This window comes from Pseudomonas sp. FBCC-B1667 (genome assembly GCF_059133255.1).
Window position 1 is genome coordinate 4,102,240 of sequence record NZ_CP101437.1, and the last position, 17,482, is coordinate 4,119,721.

Here is a 17,482-nt window from a genome sequence, read left to right on the forward strand (position 1 = left end):
CCATCGCGAGCAAGCTCAGCTCCTACGGTTAGATCTACGCCAGCTCAGCGCCTTGTGATGACTACTTCGAGGTATTCACTGGGCACCACCAGCGATTTTTCTCCCGCCCTGTTCATCCGGTTGATCAATTCAGTCAGGTCACCCTCAAATGCCTTGGCGCCCTCAGGAGGCAGCGCCGCGAAGGCCTTGTGGAGCGGGCCGTACCAGTTGCGAAAGATATCGATGAAATGCGCCGCTGAGCGATAGCGGAAGTTGAAGGTCCGCCGCGTCACCTGAACCAGGAAGTTGCGCTCATCGAAGTGCTCGTGCAACCAGGCTTCGATTCCCCAGTTCGAGGGCGGTTGTGCGCCGGGGAGCGGCGGCATGTGGCGGCCCAGGGTCTTGAACATCTGGCCGACGAAACCTTCCGGCGTCCAGTTGGCCAGGCCGATCCGCCCACCGGGGCGGCAGACTCGCGCCAGTTCTGCGGCAGCTGTGGGCTGGTCGGGCGTGAACATCACGCCGAAGGTCGACAACACGGCATCGAAGCTGGCGTCCTCGAACGGCAACGCTTCGGCGTCGGCCACCTGGAAAGTCACTTCCAGGCGTTCTGCCCTCGCCCTGTCTTCACCCCGTTCCAGTAAGGCGGCCACGTAGTCGGTCGAGGTGACGTTGCAGCCCCGGCGTGCCGCGGCGAGTGTCGCGTTGCCGTTGCCGGCGGCGACGTCCAGCACCCGCTCGTCACAGAGCAGGTCGCAGGCTTCGGCAAGTTGCTCGCCGACAATCTGCAACGTGGTGCCGATAATGGCGTAATCGCCGCTGGCCCAGGAGGCCATCTGGCGGTTTTTCAGGGCAGTGAGATCAATCGGTGTACTCATGAAGTCTGCTCCGTACGGATGGCAACCGACCGCAGTCTATTCGGCCGTGGTGGGATCGATAATGCTTGTCACTTGGGAAATACGAGTGGCCGGGAAACCACTGCGGGTGGCGTGTTCTTTGATGAGCGCTTCGCTGGGTGAGATGTATACGCAGTAGAGCTTGTCACCGGTGACATAACTCTGAAGCCACTGCACCTCTGGCAACTCGCGCAACACATTGCAGGACTTTAGCGCAGCGGCTTTCAAATCCCGTTCTGACAGTGTTCCAGCGCCGGGGATCTCGCGTTCTATGACGAACTTAGGCATGGCAACCTCTCATTCTTGTTATTGATGACAGGATCGGTAGTGGCCCTGTGAGTGAACTATCACCCCGGCGCACACCGACGTCCTGCCCGATCGTCGGCCAACCCTGTCCGATCGTCCGGAGGTTGGCCGCCCTGCGGCGACAGGCTCACAATCAATGCCATCCCTGCACCGGAAAACTGCCATGGACGCCCTGTCCCAAACCTTGCGGGTCGTGCGCCTGGTCGGCGCGATTTTCATCAACGCCCGGTTCACCGCGCCCTGGTGTTACCAGTCGCCCAGCGCCGACACGGCGGCGCCGCTTCTTGAGCCCGGCGCCGAGCGCGTGGTGATCTTTCACCTGATCACCGAGGGTGTGTGTTACGTCGAACTCGGGGATGATCCGCCGCTGTTGCTGACGGCTGGCGACGTCGTCGTGTTCCCGCAAGGTGACGCCCATCGCATGAGTTCCAAACCGGGACTTCCGCCCGCCAAAGGTGCGCGGCTGGACGTGGTGCTGGCGCGGCGTCCCCGGCAACTGAGTTATGGCGGAGGCGGCGCGGTGACGCGGTTGGTGTGCGGTTATCTGGCGTGCGATACGCGGTTGGCCGGTATGTTGCTGACCGGGCTGCCGGCGGTGGTCCGGGTCAACGTGCGCGGCTCGAACGCCGGCATGTGGCTGGAATCTTCCGTGCGTTATGCCCTGGCGGAAGCCCGCTCGCCCAGACCCGGTGGCGAAGGCGTGCTGGCGAAACTGGCCGAGGTACTGTTCATCGAAGTGCTGCGCCTGCACATGAACGAACAGGGCGAAGGACGGACCGGGTGGCTGGCCGGGGTCGGTGACCGGATTGTCGGTGCCGCGTTGAACGCCCTGCACAACAAACCCTGTCATGCCTGGACGCTGGATGAGCTGGCGCGTACAGCCGGCACCTCACGATCGGTGTTGGCCGAGCGCTTTCAACAATTGGTGGGGAGTTCGCCGATGCAGTACCTGACGCAATGGCGGATGCTGCTGGCGGCCAACCTGTTACGCAGCAGTAACAGCTCATTGATGCGCATTGCCGAAGAGGTGGGTTACCAGACCGATACAGCGTTCAGTCGGGCGTTTCGTCGCGAGTTCGGTGCACCACCGGCCGCATGGCGGCGCAGTCAGGCGCAAAAACCAATGGCCCACGGCGCAGAGCCTGTGGGCCATTGATTGGATCGCTTACGCTGCCGGGGCTTTCGCCTCTTGCAGCAGTTGCTGGATCATCTTCTCTTGCGTCTCGTAGCTGCCTTCGCCGAAGTGGGTGTAACGCACCTGGCCCTTGGCGTCGATCAGGTAGTGAGCGGGCCAGTACTGGTTATCGAAGTTGCGCCAGATCGCATAGTTATTGTCGATGGCCACCGGGTAGGTGATGCCGAGCTTTTTCACCTGATCCTTGACGTTGTCGATGATGCGTTCGAAACCGTACTCCGGGGTGTGCACACCGATCACCACCAGGCCGTCTTTCTCGTATTTCTTCACCCAGTCCTTCACATACGGCAGCGTGTGCTGGCAGTTGATGCAGTCGAAGGTCCAGAAATCCACCAGCACCACTTTGCCTTTCAGCGATTCGTTGGTCAGGGCCGGCGAGTTGATCCATTCGACGGCACCGTTCAGCGACGGCATGGCGCCTTGAGCATTGTCCATCGAGGAGTCCGCGTTGACCTTGCTGACGAAGTAGTCGACAACTTTCGGCACGGTTTCCAGCAAGCCTTTCTCAAGGCTGCTGACGCCTTCGGACGAGGTGCCGGCCAGCAGGGTTTTGTCAGCACCCGTGGTAATCACCGCCGCAGCCGCCAGCACCGCGACACCAGCCCCCTTACGCAGCCAACCGGTGACCGGAATCGACGCTTTCAAGCGATTGACCAGCCCGCGACCGGCGAAGATCAAGGTGCCCAGGGACAGCGCGCTGCCGAGGCCGTACGCCAGCAGCAACAGACTGGTTTGCGCATTGGCGCCTTGCAGCATGGCGCCGGTGAGGATCGCACCGAGGATCGGCCCGGCGCACGGCGCCCACAGCAGGCCGGTGGCCACCCCGATCATCACCGAACTCAGCGGGCCGGACATTTTGCGGCTGTGCGGGTCAATACGATTGCCCAGCGCCACGAACGGACGGGCCATCCAGTCACCGATCCGGGCAGAAATCAGCGACAAGGCAAACAGCACCATCACGAACAGGGCGACGTGGCGACCGGTGTTACTGGCTTGCACCACCCACTCACTGCTGACGACAGCCAGGCTGGAAATCAGGGCGAACGTCAGGACCATGCCGCCGAGGGTCAGCAGGATGGAGGAACGGGAACGTTTGACCCCGGCGAACAGGAACGGCACGACCGGCAGGATGCAGGGACTGAGGACGGTCAATATGCCGCCCAGGAAAGCGATGAGGAACATGGGATCACCTTGAAATAATGAAGGGCGACACAACTCAATCCCTATGGGGGTGAGCCTGCTCGCGATAGCGGTGTGTCAGTCAACACCGCTATCGCGGGCAGGCTCACTCCTGCAATAGGGCGGTGGGGTTTTCAGGCGGTCTGGTTATCCATTTGCTGCCCCTGCGGCGTACGGCTATAACCATCCTCGGCCAGAAACGCGTTGGAATCCTTGTGCGCCACCGGCGTCAGCTGGAAGCAGGTGGTACTGCCACAACTGTTCTGTTCAACAGCGGCATTGGCATGGGCGGCGGCGCCGGCGACGGAGAAGGCAATAGCGGTCAGGTAGCGGCTTACGTTGTTCATTCGGGTCTTCCTGTTTCAAAGGGGATGGACACGGGGTGGTCGCAGCAATCAGTTATCCGAGTTGCAGTTGTCAGCCACTTTGCGGTAGTCGAGGACCTGGGTTTTGTTTTGCGAATCCAGGTAGGTCAGTTGCGCGTCCACCACGCCGCAGACCGGGGTCGCGTCCTGTTTCAGCGACACGACTTTCTTGATGTCCAGATGAGTGCCGTAGGTGTAGGTTTTGGGTGTAACGTCTGCTTCGGCACGGGCCGACAAGGTGCAGATGTTCAGGGCAGCAAACAGGCAAGCGGCGTAGATGGCTTTAGTGTTCATGGCGGTTTCCTCAAGGCTTCAATGGGCAGTTCGTTCGATTGAGCCGAGGCGGTGTGGTTTGCCTCGTTGGAGCCTATTAGATGCCTGCGAGGTATCTGGTCTGTGTCGAGAACAGACGCGTATAAATCGGTACGTATCAAAGCCGCCCTGCGATACACAGCGATACAAACCCGCTGAAAAAGTGTGTTTTTGCGTCTGCGTGTATCCGCCGTCAAGCCAGATACACTGCAATACAAAGGGTGGCGGGCAAGCGGGCCAAGGCTCGATAGACTGCGTGGCATCCCCATTTACAGAGGCAAGGCCCCCATGGAACATGTCGATCACATTCTCATCGTGGACGATGACCGCGAGATCCGGGAACTGGTAGGCAACTACCTCAAGAAGAACGGCCTGCGCACCACAGTTGTCGCCGATGGCCGGCAGATGCGGGCCTTTCTTGAAACCACGCCGGTCGACCTGATCGTGCTCGACCTCATGATGCCCGGCGACGACGGCCTGATGCTCTGCCGCGAATTGCGCGCCGGTAAACACAAGGCCACCCCGGTGATGATGCTCACGGCGCGCAACGATGAAACCGACCGCATCATCGGCCTGGAAATGGGCGCCGACGATTACCTGGTCAAACCGTTCGCTGCCCGCGAATTGCTCGCCCGAATCAACGCGGTGCTGCGCCGCACGCGCATGCTGCCGCCAAACCTGGTGGTGACCGAAAGCGGCCGGCTCCTGGCCTTCGGTCGCTGGCGCCTGGACACGTCGGCCCGTCACCTGTTGGACGAGGACGGCACCATGGTTGCCCTCAGCGGCGCCGAATACCGCTTGCTGCGGGTCTTTCTCGATCATCCGCAGCGGGTGCTCAATCGCGATCAACTGCTGAACCTGACCCAGGGCCGCGATGCCGACCTGTTCGACCGTTCCATCGACTTGCTGGTCAGCCGCTTGCGCCAGCGTTTGCTGGACGACGCCCGCGAACCGGCCTACATCAAAACCGTACGCAGCGAAGGCTATGTGTTTTCACTGGCGGTAGAAGTCCTCGGTGCGCCCTCATGAACCTCGCGATACGTTGGCCCCGCACCCTCGCCTCGAGGCTGTCGCTGATCTTCCTGGTCGGCTTGATCCTCGCCCAGGCATTGTCCTTCGGCGTGCAGTATTACGAGCGTTACGAAACCGCGAAAAACACCATGCTCGGCAACCTGGAGACCGACGTCTCGACCTCCATCGCCATCCTCGACCGCTTGCCGGCTACGGAACGGGCGAGCTGGTTGCAACAACTGGAACGGCGCAACTACCGCTATTTGCTGGATGAAGGTTCGCCGGGCACGGCCATGCGCGACACGCCGATGGCGGTGATTTCGATCAAGGACGCCATCGGCAAGGACTACCCGATGACCGTGACCGACATCCCCGGCCCGATCAAACACTTTCAGGTCCACCTGAAACTCGCCGATGGCAGCCCGGTGACCATCGACGTGCGCCCTTCGATGGTGCCGCTGTCGCCGTGGTTGCCTGTCGTATTGCTCGGCCAATTGGCGTTGCTGATCGCCTGCACCTGGCTGGCCGTGCGCATCGCCATCCGCCCGCTGACGCGCCTCGCGCAAGCCGTGGAAACCCTCGACCCCAATGCCCACGCCGTGCACCTGGACGAACAGGGCCCGACCGAAGTTGCCCACGCAGCCAAGGCGTTCAACTCAATGCAGGCACGCATCGCCGCGTACCTCAAAGAGCGCATGCAACTGCTGGCGGCGATTTCCCACGACCTGCAAACCCCCATCACCCGCATGAAACTGCGCGCCGAATTCATGGATGACTCCGTCGACAAAGACAAACTGTGGAACGACCTCGGCGAGATTGAACACCTGGTGCGCGAAGGCGTGGCGTACGCGCGCAGCATTCACGGCTCCACCGAAGAAAGCCGCCGCACCGACATGGACTCATTCCTCGACAGCCTGGTGTTCGACTATCAGGACATGGGCAAAGACGTGCGATTGAACGGCAAAAGTGCAGCCGTCATTGACACCCGCCCCCATGCGTTGCGCCGGGTGCTGGTGAACCTGACCGACAATGCCTTGAAGTTCGCGGGCGCGGCCGAATTGAAGGTGGAAAGCAAAAACGGCAGCCTGTCGGTGAATGTCATGGACCGCGGACCGGGCATTGCCGAGGAGGAGCTGGCGCAGGTGATGGAACCGTTTTACCGGGTAGAGAATTCACGCAACCGCAGTACCGGCGGGACCGGCCTGGGCCTGGCCATCGCCCAGCAACTGGCGATGGCCATCGGCGGGTCGTTGACGCTGAGTAATCGTGAGGGCGGCGGTTTGTGTGCGGAGCTGAAATTGCCGATTCGGCCTGTCGGTCAGTAACCCCCCGTAAAACTGTGGGAACAAGCTCGCTCCCACAGGGATTTAGGGTGTTTGTGAAGGTTCTGGTGAGTCAGGCTGTTACGCCAACCACCCCTTCTTCGTGCATCTGGCGCAGCAACGCCGCGCCACTCTCCATGAATTCCGCCGATCCGCTCGCCCCCGCCTCGACCGCCAAGCCTTCCAGTTGTGCACGACCGTTCAGTTCAGGGAACGCCTCGATCCGCTGCAACAACCGCCACGCCAACGGGCTCAGCTCGGAAAACTTCACGCTCCAGTCCTCCGCCCGACGCACCAGTAACAACGTCGGCTGGGCAGGTGCTGCCTCGGGTTGAAAATCCGGCCCGACCAACTGCACCGGCCAGGCATACGCGAGCGGGGATGCCAGGGGTGACACCTGCAACGGCCGTTCCAGGATCAACGCCGGATCGCTCGGCGCCAACGGCTCGGCATCGGATTGCTGCAACGCCATCTCGACCCATTCGTAATGCGCCAACTCGACCATGAACGGCGGCCAGATGCTCTCGCTCAATGCCGGCGGACCAGCCGCGAGAAACTCGATAAATTCCCGGGCGATCTCGCCGAATTTCGGCGTCTGCGCGCGGTGGTCCCGCAGAAAAATCCGCACCAGCGTGCGCCACTGCTCATCACCGAGAATCTTGATCAGCACCGGGAACGTGCCGCTGAGCAACGTCGACAGGTTGGCAAAAATCAGGTCGCGATACACCTGGGCTCGCGCGGCATTCATTTCACCGGGCGGCGCGCAGTGATCCGGATCGCGCAGATAGCGGCCCAGGGTGGTTTGCTGTTCAAACAGGCTCGGCTTATCCACGGTTCATCCCCTCGGTTTGCAAGCGGCGAATAGTCTGCAGTTCGGCCACCAGTTCAGAAAATGCCGGGAAGTTGAAATCCCGCTCCAGCAGCGTCGGTTGTGCGCCGAATCGGGTATACGCCTGCGCCAGCAACGACCAGACCACCGGTTTCACCGAGGCACCGTGGGTGTCGATTTTCAAGGTGTCGGATTCGTCGAAGTGCCCGGCCACGTGCATGCCCGCCACCCGGCCTGAATCGACATTGGCCAAAAAAGTCTGCGGATCAAAGCCATGGTTGATGGCGTTGACGTACACGTTGTTGACGTCGAGCAGCAGGTCGCAATCAGCCTCGCGCAACACCGCGTTGGTGAAGGTCACTTCGTCCATGTCCTGCTGTGGAGCGGCGTAATAGGACACGTTTTCCACCGCCAGGCGCCGGCCGAGGATGTCCTGGGCCTGACGGATGCGCGCGGAAACGTGGTGTACCGCTTCTTCGGTAAACGGCAATGGCAACAGGTCGTAGAGATGGCCGTCATCGCTGCAATAGCTCAAATGCTCGCTGTACAGCGGCACCTGGTGCTGGTCGAGGAACACCCGCACTTCTTGCAGGAACCCGATGTCCAGCGGCGCCGGTCCGCCGAGGGACAGCGACAAGCCGTGACAGGACAAGGGAAAACGCTCGGCCAGGGCGCGCAGCGCATGGCCATGGGCGCCGCCGATGCCGATCCAGTTTTCCGGCGCGACTTCGAGAAAGTCGAAATCGCCGGTACGGGCGGCCAGAAGGTCTTTCATCAGACCGCGACGCAGGCCGAGCCCGACGCTGGTCTTGATGGGTGTGGATGAGGTCTGCATGGTGTCGATCTCAATGATTGCCCTAACGGAATCACAGTTAATCGAATTGCTGTATCGGGGCTGTGTTCGGTTACGGCGGAAAATCGGGTTGGATGTATCGGCAGCGGGTCTGTACACACTTCGGTACAGACCCGTGGGGTTGGCGTTACGCCAGGTCGTATTTCTCGCGTACCAGATGGCCGATGCCGATGCGGTCGAGCACGGTCATCGGGCACAGGAAGGTCACGCGCACGGTTCCAGGCAGCCGGCTGATGTCGATGGAGCCGGTGATGGTCGCGCGGTTGAGCACCTCGTCATACGGCAGGCCGGTGACCGACGCCGCGCGTTTCAGACCGTTTTCCACGGCGACGTTGAGGTTTTCGCCGCTGCCGATAAAGGTGATCGGGCCGCTCTGCTCGATCTCGTGTTGCCCCCAGCGCTCGCCCAGTTCGCGGACTTTCTGCCGCTGCTGTGCATTCATCGGCCGTGCCATGGGTGGCAGGTCGTCAAGGTTTTGCAGGAGGATAGGGCCTTCCAGCGTCAGGTGCTTGATCACTTCAACCTGTACTTCGGTTTCCCCGGAACAATCGGTGGCATGCCCGGCGATCTCGCCGTTGCCCTGCTGGGCATGCATGTCGCCCATGTACACCCCGGCGCCCGGCACTTTCACCGGACAGATCAGCACGCAGCCTTCGCGGATCGAGTTAGTGTCCATGTGGCCGTCGGTTTTCGCGACGTGCAGTTCTTCGCGGGTCATGCCGAAACGGTGCGGCGCGTTGATCAGGTATTGGCCGAAATCGGCGCAGTTGTGCGAGTCCGGCAAGTCACGGGACGGTGTGGTGCCGATGTTGCCGAGAAATGGGCGCATGTGGGCGGCGACGCCGGGGATGTCGGCGCGGGCCAGCGACAGGATCGAATGCTGAGCGGCGAATTCCGGCAGTGCCGACATCTCGGACGCGTTGCCCGCCAGTCGGTTGGCAACGTCCTGATTGACGGTCAGGCTGACCTGATTTTGCGCATCGAACACGATTACGTAACCGTGGCTGAAGCGAAACGCGCTGACTTCGGCGCCGCAGTTATTGCAACGAATGGCGTTTTCGCCGATGCCTTCGACGTGACTGGCCGGGTGGTCGGTGCCGCACTTGGAGCAGAATTTGGAGACGAACGGATCGCCGTTGTAGCGCCCCTCGACAAAACTCATGACCCCGGACGACGTCGCGAGCGAGGTCACGCGCATGCTTTTGATCTTGATCGCCACTGCATCACCGACTTCGGCACCGGCAATGGCCACCGGTTGTGTGACCTCGTGGCCACCTTCGAACGCTGGGGTAATCATCGGCCCCCAACAGCCTGGCGGCGTGCCGGTGATCAGCGTGCCACCGTCGGCCAGGGGGCCGAGCATGGGCTGGCTTGGGCCGATGATGCCTTGGGTGTAATGGTCGACGCGCAGGCGTTCGACGGGGTTGGTTTCAGACGCAAGCTTAGTCATCAGGGGGTTCCCTTCACGGAGTGAGAATGCCTCGGCAGAACCGGAGTTCGGGCGCTGGATGGCTTGTACAGTTCATCGCAGGTTTGTATCCGGGCTGTGTTCGGCAATGGCCGGGAGTGAAGTGGAATGTATCAGGGCAGCGGTTAGATACAGTGCGATACACACCGCCATTCCCTTGTAGGGGTTCGGTGTCAGGTCGGTGAATGGGGTTTTCGTCGCTCCAGGCCGCAGCGCGCGGGGCACGAACTAAACTTAATGCACACAGGACGTGCTTGGCGTCCTGCTTATTCCCACGACCACCGCCCAGAGTCGAACGCCTCGAAAACAAGCCCTCTGGACCGTGATCCTGCCAAAGGAGCACACGTGATGGACGAGGCCAGACTCAATGATTTCATGGGCAAATTGGTGAACGACATGGGCGGCGCGGCGATGCTCGCCAACGTCATCCTCGGCGAAGAGCTCGGCCTGTACCGGGCCATGGCCGACAGTCAGCCGATCAGCCCCGAAACACTCGCCGGGAAAACCGGCTGCAACCCCCGCCTGGTGCGCGAATGGCTCAGCGCCCACGCCGCTTCCGGCTACATGGAGCACCGCGACGGCCAGTTCCGTCTGCCCGAAGAACAAGCCCTCGCCTTGGCCATTGAGGACTCATCGGTCTATATCGCCGGTGGTATCGGTGTGGTCGCGTCGTTTTTCCATGACAAGGACAAACTGGTCAAAGCCATGCGCGGCGACGGTGCCCTGCCGTGGGGCGATCACCATCCGTGCATGTTCAGCGGCACCGAACGGTTTTTCCGCCCCGGTTACAAAGCGCACCTGATCGCCGAATGGTTGCCGGCGCTGGATGGCGTGGTGGCCAAGCTGGAGGCCGGTGCCAACGTCGCGGACATCGGCTGCGGGCACGGCGCGTCGACGGTGATCATGGCCCAGGCATTCCCTGACTCGCGGTTTGTCGGGTTCGACTACCACGCACCCTCCGTCACCGTTGCGACCCAACGTGCCGAAGAAGGCGGCGTCGCCGGCCGGGCTCGGTTCTTCCAGGGCACCGCAAAGAGCTACCCCGGCGATGACTATGACCTGATCTGCTACTTCGACTGTCTGCACGACATGGGCGACCCGGTGGGCGCGGCCAAACACGCCTATGAATCGCTGAAACCGGACGGCACGGTGCTGCTGGTGGAGCCCTTCGCCAACGACTCGCTCGACGACAACATCAACCCGGTGGGACGGTTGTTCTATGCAGCCTCGACATTCATCTGCACGCCGAACTCGCTGTCCCAGGAAGTCGGCCTCGGGCTCGGCGCCCAGGCCGGTGAAGCGCGGTTGCGCAAGGTGTTCACCGAGGCGGGATTCAAGTCGTTCCGGCGGGCTACGCAAACGCCATTCAACCTGATTCTGGAAGCACGGAAATAAGCCTCAATCATCACCCGGACAGCCGCACTGTCCGGGGGATCGGTCTGCTACGCTGCACACATTCAAGGCCCTCCCACGGAGTGTGAACATGCTCGACAGCTTCCTGCGCGAACAACTCGAGCGGCTTGGCCAACTCATGACTGAACAGCCGTTCGTGGTGCTGACCGGCGCCGGCATCAGTACTCCATCGGGCATTCCGGACTACCGCGATAACCAGGGCGTGCGCCGCGGCCGGCAGCCGATGATGTATCAGGAATTTCTCTCCGCCGCGCAATCGCGTCGACGCTATTGGGCGCGGGCAATGCTTGGCTGGCCGCGCGTGCGTTTGGCGCAGCCCAATGTCGCGCACGAGGCGTTGGCCAGTTTGCAAAGCAAGCAGCAAATCAGCGGCCTGATCACTCAGAACGTCGACACCTTGCACGATCAGGCCGGCAGTCACGATGTGATCGAACTGCACGGCAGCCTGCACCGGGTGCTGTGTCTGGATTGCGGAAAACATAGCGAGCGGGATGCCATTCAGCGATTGATGGAAGCACAGAATCCTTACTTGGCCGGGGTCGATGCGGTGCAGGCACCAGATGGCGATACCTTGCTGGATGCGGCGTTTGAAGCCAGGTTTCAGGTGCCACAGTGCCCACATTGCGCAGGCGAGCGAATGAAACCGGACGTGGTATTTTTTGGCGAGAACGTGGCGCAGGTGACGGCGGCCAAAGCCATGGCGGCGGTGGAGAAGGCGGCGGGGTTGCTGGTGGTGGGATCTTCATTGATGGCGTACTCCGCGTTTCGGCTGTGCCGGGCGGTAGCGGATCAAGGGAAGCCGTTGATTGCGATGAATCTCGGGAAGACACGGGCAGATGACATTCTGGACCTGAAAATTGAGGGTTCGTGCGAACAACTCTTGCCCCTGCTGGCCCAGCGCCTGAACACATAAATCCTGCCCCCCCCAATCCCCTGTGGGCTATCAGGCCTGTGATTATTGCGTGACGATGGGTTGGCCGAGCTCTTCCTTGAGGATGTCGAACAATGCCTGCGCTGCCGCCGACAGTTCCCCTCCAGGCTGGGTCAACACGCCGATGGCCCGCTCCACCACCGGATCGCGCAGCGTGATGCACTGCGCACCGAGCTCTTGCATCTGCCCCGCGCACAACGCCGGCACCGCGCTCACGCCCAATCCGCTGGCAACCATCCGCCCCACCGTCGCCAGCTGATGACTTTCAAACTCCACCGGCAATTTCATCCCCTGCGCCTGTAAATGTTCCTCCAGCATCACCCGCACCGTGGACGGTCGCTGCAACGTGATGAACGGCTCCTTGAGCAGCGTTTGCCAGTCGATATCCGCCTGCTCAGTCAGCGGCGAATCCTTCGGCACAATGGCCACGAAACGGTCCATGTACAGCGGCATGAACGCCAAAGACGAACTCTGCGTCGGCTCGAACGCCACCCCTAGCTCAACCTGGCGGTCACGGACCATTTCCAGCACTTGCTCGTTAATCACATCATTCACCGTGACGTTGACCTTTGGATAACGCGCGCGAAAGGTCTTGAGGATCGGCGGCAGCAGGTTGCCGGCGAACGATGGCATGGCCGCCAGCGTCACGCGACCGCGCTGCAGGGTGAAGCGCTGGCGCAGTTCGTCTTCGGCATTGTCCCAATCGGCGATCAATCGACGGGCCAGCGGCACCAGCGATTCGCCCTCGGCGGTCAGCGCCACGTTGCGCGTGTTACGGGTGAACAAGCGCCCGCCCAGGCCCTCCTCCAGCGCCTTGATGGTCAGGCTCAACGCCGATTGCGACAGATGGAGGCGCTCGCAGGCCACGGCAAAACTCAGGCTCTGGGCCACGGCCAGGAAGGCGCGGATCTGCTTGACTGTCATGGCCGGTGGCTCCAACGTAATACGGATGATCGATTGGTGAGTTTTATCTATCAATCCACCGTAAAAATCAACTTAACAAATGAATACAACAGCGAGACACTCCTTCCCATTCGGCTAGCCAGCCGCCCACAAAGAATAAAAGAGGTGCATATGGCAGGTTTCGACAAGCGCGTGAGTTCCTACGAGGAAGCTCTGGCGGGTCTTGAAGACGGCATGACGGTGATTGCTGGCGGCTTCGGCCTGTGCGGGATCCCGGAAAACCTGATCAACGAGATCAAACGCAAAGGCACCCGCGACCTCACCGTGGTTTCCAACAACTGCGGCGTCGACGGCTTTGGCCTTGGTGTGCTGCTGGAAGACCGGCAGATCAGCAAAGTCGTGGCGTCTTACGTCGGCGAGAACAAGATGTTCGAAGAGCAACTGCTCAAGGGCGAAATCGAAGTCATCCTGACGCCACAAGGCACCCTCGCTGAAAAAATGCGCGCTGGCGGTGCCGGCATTCCGGCCTTTTTCACCGCCACCGGCGTTGGCACTCCCGTTGCCGAAGGCAAGGAAGTGCGTGAATTCCATGGCCGCAAGTACCTGATGGAAGAGTCCATCACCGGTGACTTCGCCATCGTCAAAGGCTGGAAAGCCGACCATTTTGGTAACGTGATCTATCGCCACACCGCCCAGAACTTCAACCCGCTGGCCGCCACTGCCGGCAAGATCACCGTGGTCGAAGTCGAAGAAATTGTTGAACCCGGCGAGCTCGACCCGGCGCAGATCCACACCCCTGGCATCTACGTCGATCGGGTCATTTGCGGCACGTTCGAGAAGCGCATCGAACAGCGCACCGTGCGTAAGTGATCCCCTGCCCCCGGACCGAATGAAGGAATAACAACAATGGCACTTTCCCGCGAACAAATGGCTCAACGCGTCGCCCGCGAAATGCAGGACGGCTTCTACGTCAACCTGGGCATCGGCATCCCGACCCTGGTCGCCAACTACATCCCTGAAGGCATGGAAGTCATGCTCCAGTCGGAAAACGGCCTGCTGGGCATGGGTCCTTTCCCTACTGAAGAAACCATTGATGCCGACATGATCAACGCCGGCAAACAAACGGTGACCGCACGCACCGGCGCGTCGATCTTTTCCTCGGCCGAGTCGTTCGCCATGATCCGCGGCGGCCACGTCGACCTGACCGTGCTGGGCGCCTTTGAAGTCGATGTGCAAGGCAACATCGCCTCGTGGATGATCCCCGGCAAACTGGTCAAGGGCATGGGCGGCGCCATGGACCTGGTGGCTGGCGCAGACAACATCATCGTCATCATGACCCACGCCTCCAAGGATGGTGAATCCAAGCTGCTGGACCACTGCAGCCTGCCGCTGACCGGCGCGGGTTGCATCAAGCGCGTATTGACTGACCTGGCTTACCTGGAAATCGAAAATGGCGCATTTGTCCTCAAGGAACGCGCACCTGGCGTCAGCGTCGAGGAAATCGTCGCCAAAACCGCTGGTAAACTGATTGTTCCCGATCACGTTCCAGAAATGCAGTTCGCTGACCAGTGAGGAATTACCCCATGCAAGACGTCGTCATAGTCGCCGCCACCCGCACTGCCATCGGCAGTTTCCAGGGTGCTCTGGCGAACATTTCCGCGGTTGACCTCGGCGCGGCGGTGATCCGTCAGTTGCTGGCACAAACCGGCCTGAACCCGACTGAAGTCGATGAAGTGATCATGGGCCAGGTCTTGACCGCCGGCGCCGGGCAAAACCCAGCGCGCCAGTCCGCGATCAAGGCGGGCCTGCCGTTCACCGTGCCGGCCATGACCCTGAACAAGGTCTGCGGTTCGGGCTTGAAAGCCCTGCACCTGGCCACTCAGGCCATTCGCTGCGGCGATGCCGACGTGATCATTGCCGGCGGCCAGGAAAACATGAGCCTGTCCAACTACGTGATGCCGGGTGCTCGCACCGGTCTGCGCATGGGTCATGCGCAAATCGTCGACACCATGATCAGCGACGGGCTGTGGGATGCGTTCAACGATTACCACATGGGCATCACCGCCGAGAACCTGGCCGAGAAATACAGCCTGACGCGCGAGCAACAGGACGCCTTCGCCGCGGCCTCCCAGCAAAAAGCCACGGCCGCCATCGAAGCCGGGCGTTTTGTCGATGAGATCACGCCGATCCTGATTCCTCAGCGCAAGGGCGATCCGCTGTCCTTCGCCACGGATGAACAGCCGCGCGCCGGCACCACCGCTGAAGCGCTGGGCAAACTGAAACCGGCGTTCAAAAAGGACGGTTCGGTGACCGCCGGCAACGCGTCGTCGCTGAACGACGGCGCCGCTGCCGTGATCCTGATGAGCGCCGATAAAGCCAAGGCCCTCGGCCTGCCCGTGCTGGCGAAAATCGCCGCGTACGCCAACGCGGGCGTCGACCCGGCGATCATGGGCATCGGCCCGGTGTCGGCCACGCGCCGTTGCTTGAGCAAGGCCGGATGGTCCATCGACCAACTGGACCTGATCGAAGCCAACGAAGCGTTCGCCGCGCAATCGCTGGCGGTGGCCAAGGACCTGGAATGGGACTTGAACAAGGTCAACGTCAACGGCGGTGCCATCGCGCTGGGTCACCCCATCGGTGCATCGGGTTGCCGCGTGCTGGTGACGTTGCTGCATGAAATGATCAAGCGTGACGCCAAGAAAGGCCTCGCCACCCTGTGCATCGGTGGGGGTCAGGGCGTGGCATTGGCGATCGAACGGGCGTAAAGCGTTCATCAGACTGCGCGGGGACCCACGAAGATCCGCTGCAGCCTGACAACACCCCCGGCGCGATTCACATCGCGTCGGTCCTACCGCCTACCTTGCGTGTCAGGCAAATTTCACCAGATTCAAGGTCGGCAGCGGGCCGCCTGGAAACTGCGTCAATCGTGCGCCAACGCTCAATTCCCCCAGATCAATCCCGAAGAATCCCAACTGATCAATCAGCGCGGCCACTTGGGCTTTTGCCTGGGTGTCATCTCCCGAGAAAAACAGGGCTCTACGACCGCCCTCCGCCGCCGGATCGCTCTCAAGCAGACGCGCCTGAAGGTGATTGAACGCCTTGACTACCCGCGCACCGGGCACCCATTCAGCAAACACTTCGCTGGACATCCGCCCGTTCAGATCAACGGCCTTGAACGACGGCGCTTCAATCGAGTTGTTCGCATCAATGACAATCCGACCGCCGAAATCCGGCAGGCCGCCCAGCGCGGTCGGCAACTTCGACCAGTTCACCGCGACCAGTACGATCGGCTGCGCGGCCGCTTCCTCACGGGTGCCGGCACGTGCCGTCGGCCCAAGTTCTTCTATCAGCGAAGCCAGGCTTTGCGGACCGCGGCTGTTGGCGATAACCACTTCTATGCCTTGACGCGACAGGGCTCTGGCGAAGGCTGCGCCAATGGCACCGGCGCCGATGATTCCAATAGTACTCATGAACATTTCACTCCGAGGGGGTTGTCGTTGGAGTGAATACTGCGCTTGCCATTAGCGCTTGATTAGCCGGTAATGCATTGAAAGATTTTCAAGTATTACTAGCAGGTGCCGCCTATGGAAACCCTCGCGAACCTTGAGTCCTTTGTGCGTAGTGCCGAAACCGGCAGCTTTTCCGCGGCGGCACGCTTGCTGGCGCTGACGCCCGCTGCAGTCAGTCGTAACGTAGCGATGCTTGAGCGGAACATTGGTGTGCGGCTCTTCCAGCGCTCGACCCGCAAGCTGTCGCTGACCGAGGCCGGCGAGGGATTTCTGGCAAACATTGGCGGCAATCTGGAGGCGTTGCAGGCGGCAATCAATGCAGTAAACAGCGACCGGGGCGAGCCGGCCGGCGTGCTCAAAGTCAGCCTCGCACCGACGTTTGGTATCGGTCATGTGCTGCCATTGCTGCCGGCCTTCCTCGAACGTTATCCATTGATCACACCGGAATGGCACTTCGAAAACCGCCCCGTGGATTTGATTGCCGAAGGCTACGACGCAGCCATCGGTGGTGGCTTCGAACTGACACCTGGTGTGGTCTCGCGCACGCTGGCAGCGGCGGATGTGGTGGCGGTGGCGTCTCCCGCCTATCTGGCCGGACGCGCGTTACCGGACGATCCGACGCAGCTGTCCCGATTCAACGGCATCGTGATGCGCGGCAGCCGCACCGGGCGAATTCGTCAGTGGGTCATGCAGGATGGCGGGGGTCATGAGGCGCCGGTCAGTCTGAGCGAAACCATCGTGCTCAATGACCCGGCGGCCATGCGCGAAGCGGCGCTGCTCGGCTTGGGGGTGACACTGCTGGTGTTGCCGGACGTTAGCGCCCACCTCCAGCGTGGCGAACTGGTGCGCTTGCTGCCCGACTGGCACGCGGATGCGGGACCGATTTCGCTGTACTACCCAAGCCGGACATTGATGCCGGCCAAGACCCGGGCGTTCATTGATTTTGTGGTTGAAGCATTTCAGCACTAGACCGTGTCATCGTTCTTCGCGAGCGAGCCCGCTCCCACAGTG

Annotated in this window: 19 protein-coding genes; 9 read left to right on the plus strand and 10 right to left on the minus strand. The window is 61.4% G+C overall.

Translation table 11 applies throughout. From position 1 onward, the window contains the following. Positions 1 to 44: 44 nt before the first annotated feature. On the minus strand, positions 45 to 857 hold the full coding sequence (locus tag NL116_RS18915) for a class I SAM-dependent methyltransferase (protein ID WP_494373519.1): 813 nt from the start codon (positions 855 to 857) through the stop codon (positions 45 to 47). Between the two features lie 36 nt (positions 858 to 893). After that, a complete protein-coding gene (locus NL116_RS18920; RefSeq protein ID WP_494373520.1) occupies positions 894 to 1,163 on the minus strand; it encodes a DUF4242 domain-containing protein in 270 nt (89 codons plus the stop codon). Positions 1,164 to 1,344: 181 nt separating this feature from the next. Between NL116_RS18920 and NL116_RS18925 the strand changes: the two genes are divergently transcribed. Further along, positions 1,345 to 2,337, plus strand: coding sequence for an AraC family transcriptional regulator (locus NL116_RS18925; RefSeq protein ID WP_494373521.1), 993 nt, complete (start codon positions 1,345 to 1,347; stop codon positions 2,335 to 2,337). A 9-nt stretch (positions 2,338 to 2,346) separates the two neighbouring features. Here NL116_RS18925 and NL116_RS18930 read toward each other — a convergent pair whose 3' ends face one another. From NL116_RS18930 to NL116_RS18940, 3 genes are all read right to left on the minus strand, one after another. Beyond that, entirely contained in the window at positions 2,347 to 3,558 is a 1,212-nt protein-coding gene (locus tag NL116_RS18930; protein WP_494373522.1) for a cytochrome c biogenesis protein DipZ, read from the minus strand. Between the two features lie 131 nt (positions 3,559 to 3,689). Then, the gene (locus NL116_RS18935; protein ID WP_494373523.1) at positions 3,690 to 3,902 is read right to left on the minus strand and encodes a hypothetical protein; all 213 of its coding nucleotides are present in this window, start codon (positions 3,900 to 3,902) and stop codon (positions 3,690 to 3,692) included. 48 nt (positions 3,903 to 3,950) lie between these two features. Next, positions 3,951 to 4,214 (minus strand): DUF2790 domain-containing protein, encoded by a 264-nt coding sequence (locus NL116_RS18940; protein ID WP_483839884.1) that lies wholly within the window; start codon positions 4,212 to 4,214, stop codon positions 3,951 to 3,953. Positions 4,215 to 4,520: 306 nt separating this feature from the next. On the opposite strand from NL116_RS18940, the gene NL116_RS18945 reads away from it, so the two are divergent. Next, on the plus strand, positions 4,521 to 5,261 hold the full coding sequence (locus tag NL116_RS18945) for a response regulator (protein ID WP_494373524.1): 741 nt from the start codon (positions 4,521 to 4,523) through the stop codon (positions 5,259 to 5,261). Then, on the plus strand, positions 5,258 to 6,568 hold the full coding sequence (locus NL116_RS18950) for an ATP-binding protein (RefSeq protein ID WP_494373525.1): 1,311 nt from the start codon (positions 5,258 to 5,260) through the stop codon (positions 6,566 to 6,568). The genes NL116_RS18945 and NL116_RS18950 overlap by 4 nt, the downstream gene beginning before the upstream one ends. A 70-nt stretch (positions 6,569 to 6,638) precedes the next feature. On the opposite strand, the gene NL116_RS18955 is transcribed toward NL116_RS18950, so the two are convergent. From NL116_RS18955 to NL116_RS18965, 3 genes are all read right to left on the minus strand, one after another. Continuing rightward, entirely contained in the window at positions 6,639 to 7,397 is a 759-nt protein-coding gene (locus NL116_RS18955) for an HvfC family RiPP maturation protein (RefSeq protein ID WP_494373526.1), read from the minus strand. Next, positions 7,390 to 8,229: an HvfB family MNIO-type RiPP peptide maturase gene (locus NL116_RS18960; RefSeq protein ID WP_494373527.1), complete on the minus strand. Its 840-nt coding sequence runs from the start codon at positions 8,227 to 8,229 to the stop codon at positions 7,390 to 7,392. Before NL116_RS18960 ends, NL116_RS18955 begins: the two co-directional genes overlap by 8 nt. 145 nt (positions 8,230 to 8,374) lie before the next feature. Then, entirely contained in the window at positions 8,375 to 9,697 is a 1,323-nt protein-coding gene (locus NL116_RS18965) for an acetamidase/formamidase family protein (protein ID WP_494373528.1), read from the minus strand. Between the two features lie 366 nt (positions 9,698 to 10,063). On the opposite strand from NL116_RS18965, the gene NL116_RS18970 reads away from it, so the two are divergent. After that, a complete protein-coding gene (locus tag NL116_RS18970; protein WP_494373529.1) occupies positions 10,064 to 11,110 on the plus strand; it encodes a class I SAM-dependent methyltransferase in 1,047 nt (348 codons plus the stop codon). A gap of 88 nt (positions 11,111 to 11,198) precedes the next feature. After that, positions 11,199 to 12,041, plus strand: a complete 843-nt coding sequence (locus NL116_RS18975) for an NAD-dependent protein deacetylase (protein ID WP_494373530.1) — start codon at positions 11,199 to 11,201, stop codon at positions 12,039 to 12,041. Between the two features lie 42 nt (positions 12,042 to 12,083). Here NL116_RS18975 and NL116_RS18980 read toward each other — a convergent pair whose 3' ends face one another. Further along, on the minus strand, positions 12,084 to 12,983 hold the full coding sequence (locus NL116_RS18980) for a LysR family transcriptional regulator (protein WP_494373531.1): 900 nt from the start codon (positions 12,981 to 12,983) through the stop codon (positions 12,084 to 12,086). A gap of 150 nt (positions 12,984 to 13,133) precedes the next feature. On the opposite strand from NL116_RS18980, the gene NL116_RS18985 reads away from it, so the two are divergent. Genes NL116_RS18985 through NL116_RS18995 form a run of 3 tightly spaced genes read left to right on the plus strand, consistent with a single transcriptional unit; the run spans position 13,134 to position 15,727 of the window. Then, positions 13,134 to 13,832: a CoA transferase subunit A gene (locus NL116_RS18985; RefSeq protein WP_494373532.1), complete on the plus strand. Its 699-nt coding sequence runs from the start codon at positions 13,134 to 13,136 to the stop codon at positions 13,830 to 13,832. Between the two features lie 36 nt (positions 13,833 to 13,868). Then, a complete protein-coding gene (locus NL116_RS18990) occupies positions 13,869 to 14,534 on the plus strand; it encodes a CoA transferase subunit B (RefSeq protein WP_339555247.1) in 666 nt (221 codons plus the stop codon). 11 nt (positions 14,535 to 14,545) lie between these two features. Beyond that, positions 14,546 to 15,727, plus strand: a complete 1,182-nt coding sequence (locus tag NL116_RS18995; protein ID WP_494373533.1) for an acetyl-CoA C-acetyltransferase — start codon at positions 14,546 to 14,548, stop codon at positions 15,725 to 15,727. 102 nt (positions 15,728 to 15,829) lie between these two features. On the opposite strand, the gene NL116_RS19000 is transcribed toward NL116_RS18995, so the two are convergent. Then, positions 15,830 to 16,432: an NADPH-dependent F420 reductase gene (locus NL116_RS19000; protein ID WP_494373534.1), complete on the minus strand. Its 603-nt coding sequence runs from the start codon at positions 16,430 to 16,432 to the stop codon at positions 15,830 to 15,832. A 114-nt stretch (positions 16,433 to 16,546) separates the two neighbouring features. On the opposite strand from NL116_RS19000, the gene NL116_RS19005 reads away from it, so the two are divergent. Then, entirely contained in the window at positions 16,547 to 17,440 is an 894-nt protein-coding gene (locus NL116_RS19005) for a LysR family transcriptional regulator (RefSeq protein ID WP_494373535.1), read from the plus strand. Positions 17,441 to 17,482 lie beyond the last annotated feature (42 nt).

Bases quoted from the DNA above. Each gene is read 5' to 3' on its own strand.
- NL116_RS18980 (WP_494373531.1), bottom strand. From the start codon at position 12,983: ATGACAGTCAAGCAGATCCGCGCCTTCCTGGCCGTGGCCCAGAGCCTG.
- NL116_RS18930 (WP_494373522.1), bottom strand. From the start codon at position 3,558: ATGTTCCTCATCGCTTTCCTGGGCGGCATATTGACCGTCCTCAGTCCC.
- NL116_RS18965 (WP_494373528.1), bottom strand. From the start codon at position 9,697: ATGACTAAGCTTGCGTCTGAAACCAACCCCGTCGAACGCCTGCGCGTC.
- NL116_RS18915 (WP_494373519.1), bottom strand. From the start codon at position 857: ATGAGTACACCGATTGATCTCACTGCCCTGAAAAACCGCCAGATGGCC.
- NL116_RS18960 (WP_494373527.1), bottom strand. From the start codon at position 8,229: ATGCAGACCTCATCCACACCCATCAAGACCAGCGTCGGGCTCGGCCTG.
- NL116_RS18940 (WP_483839884.1), bottom strand. From the start codon at position 4,214: ATGAACACTAAAGCCATCTACGCCGCTTGCCTGTTTGCTGCCCTGAAC.
- NL116_RS18970 (WP_494373529.1), top strand. From the start codon at position 10,064: ATGGACGAGGCCAGACTCAATGATTTCATGGGCAAATTGGTGAACGAC.
- NL116_RS18995 (WP_494373533.1), top strand. From the start codon at position 14,546: ATGCAAGACGTCGTCATAGTCGCCGCCACCCGCACTGCCATCGGCAGT.
- NL116_RS18920 (WP_494373520.1), bottom strand. From the start codon at position 1,163: ATGCCTAAGTTCGTCATAGAACGCGAGATCCCCGGCGCTGGAACACTG.
- NL116_RS18985 (WP_494373532.1), top strand. From the start codon at position 13,134: ATGGCAGGTTTCGACAAGCGCGTGAGTTCCTACGAGGAAGCTCTGGCG.
- NL116_RS18945 (WP_494373524.1), top strand. From the start codon at position 4,521: ATGGAACATGTCGATCACATTCTCATCGTGGACGATGACCGCGAGATC.
- NL116_RS18990 (WP_339555247.1), top strand. From the start codon at position 13,869: ATGGCACTTTCCCGCGAACAAATGGCTCAACGCGTCGCCCGCGAAATG.
- NL116_RS19005 (WP_494373535.1), top strand. From the start codon at position 16,547: ATGGAAACCCTCGCGAACCTTGAGTCCTTTGTGCGTAGTGCCGAAACC.
- NL116_RS18925 (WP_494373521.1), top strand. From the start codon at position 1,345: ATGGACGCCCTGTCCCAAACCTTGCGGGTCGTGCGCCTGGTCGGCGCG.
- NL116_RS19000 (WP_494373534.1), bottom strand. From the start codon at position 16,432: ATGAGTACTATTGGAATCATCGGCGCCGGTGCCATTGGCGCAGCCTTC.
- NL116_RS18975 (WP_494373530.1), top strand. From the start codon at position 11,199: ATGCTCGACAGCTTCCTGCGCGAACAACTCGAGCGGCTTGGCCAACTC.
- NL116_RS18950 (WP_494373525.1), top strand. From the start codon at position 5,258: ATGAACCTCGCGATACGTTGGCCCCGCACCCTCGCCTCGAGGCTGTCG.
- NL116_RS18935 (WP_494373523.1), bottom strand. From the start codon at position 3,902: ATGAACAACGTAAGCCGCTACCTGACCGCTATTGCCTTCTCCGTCGCC.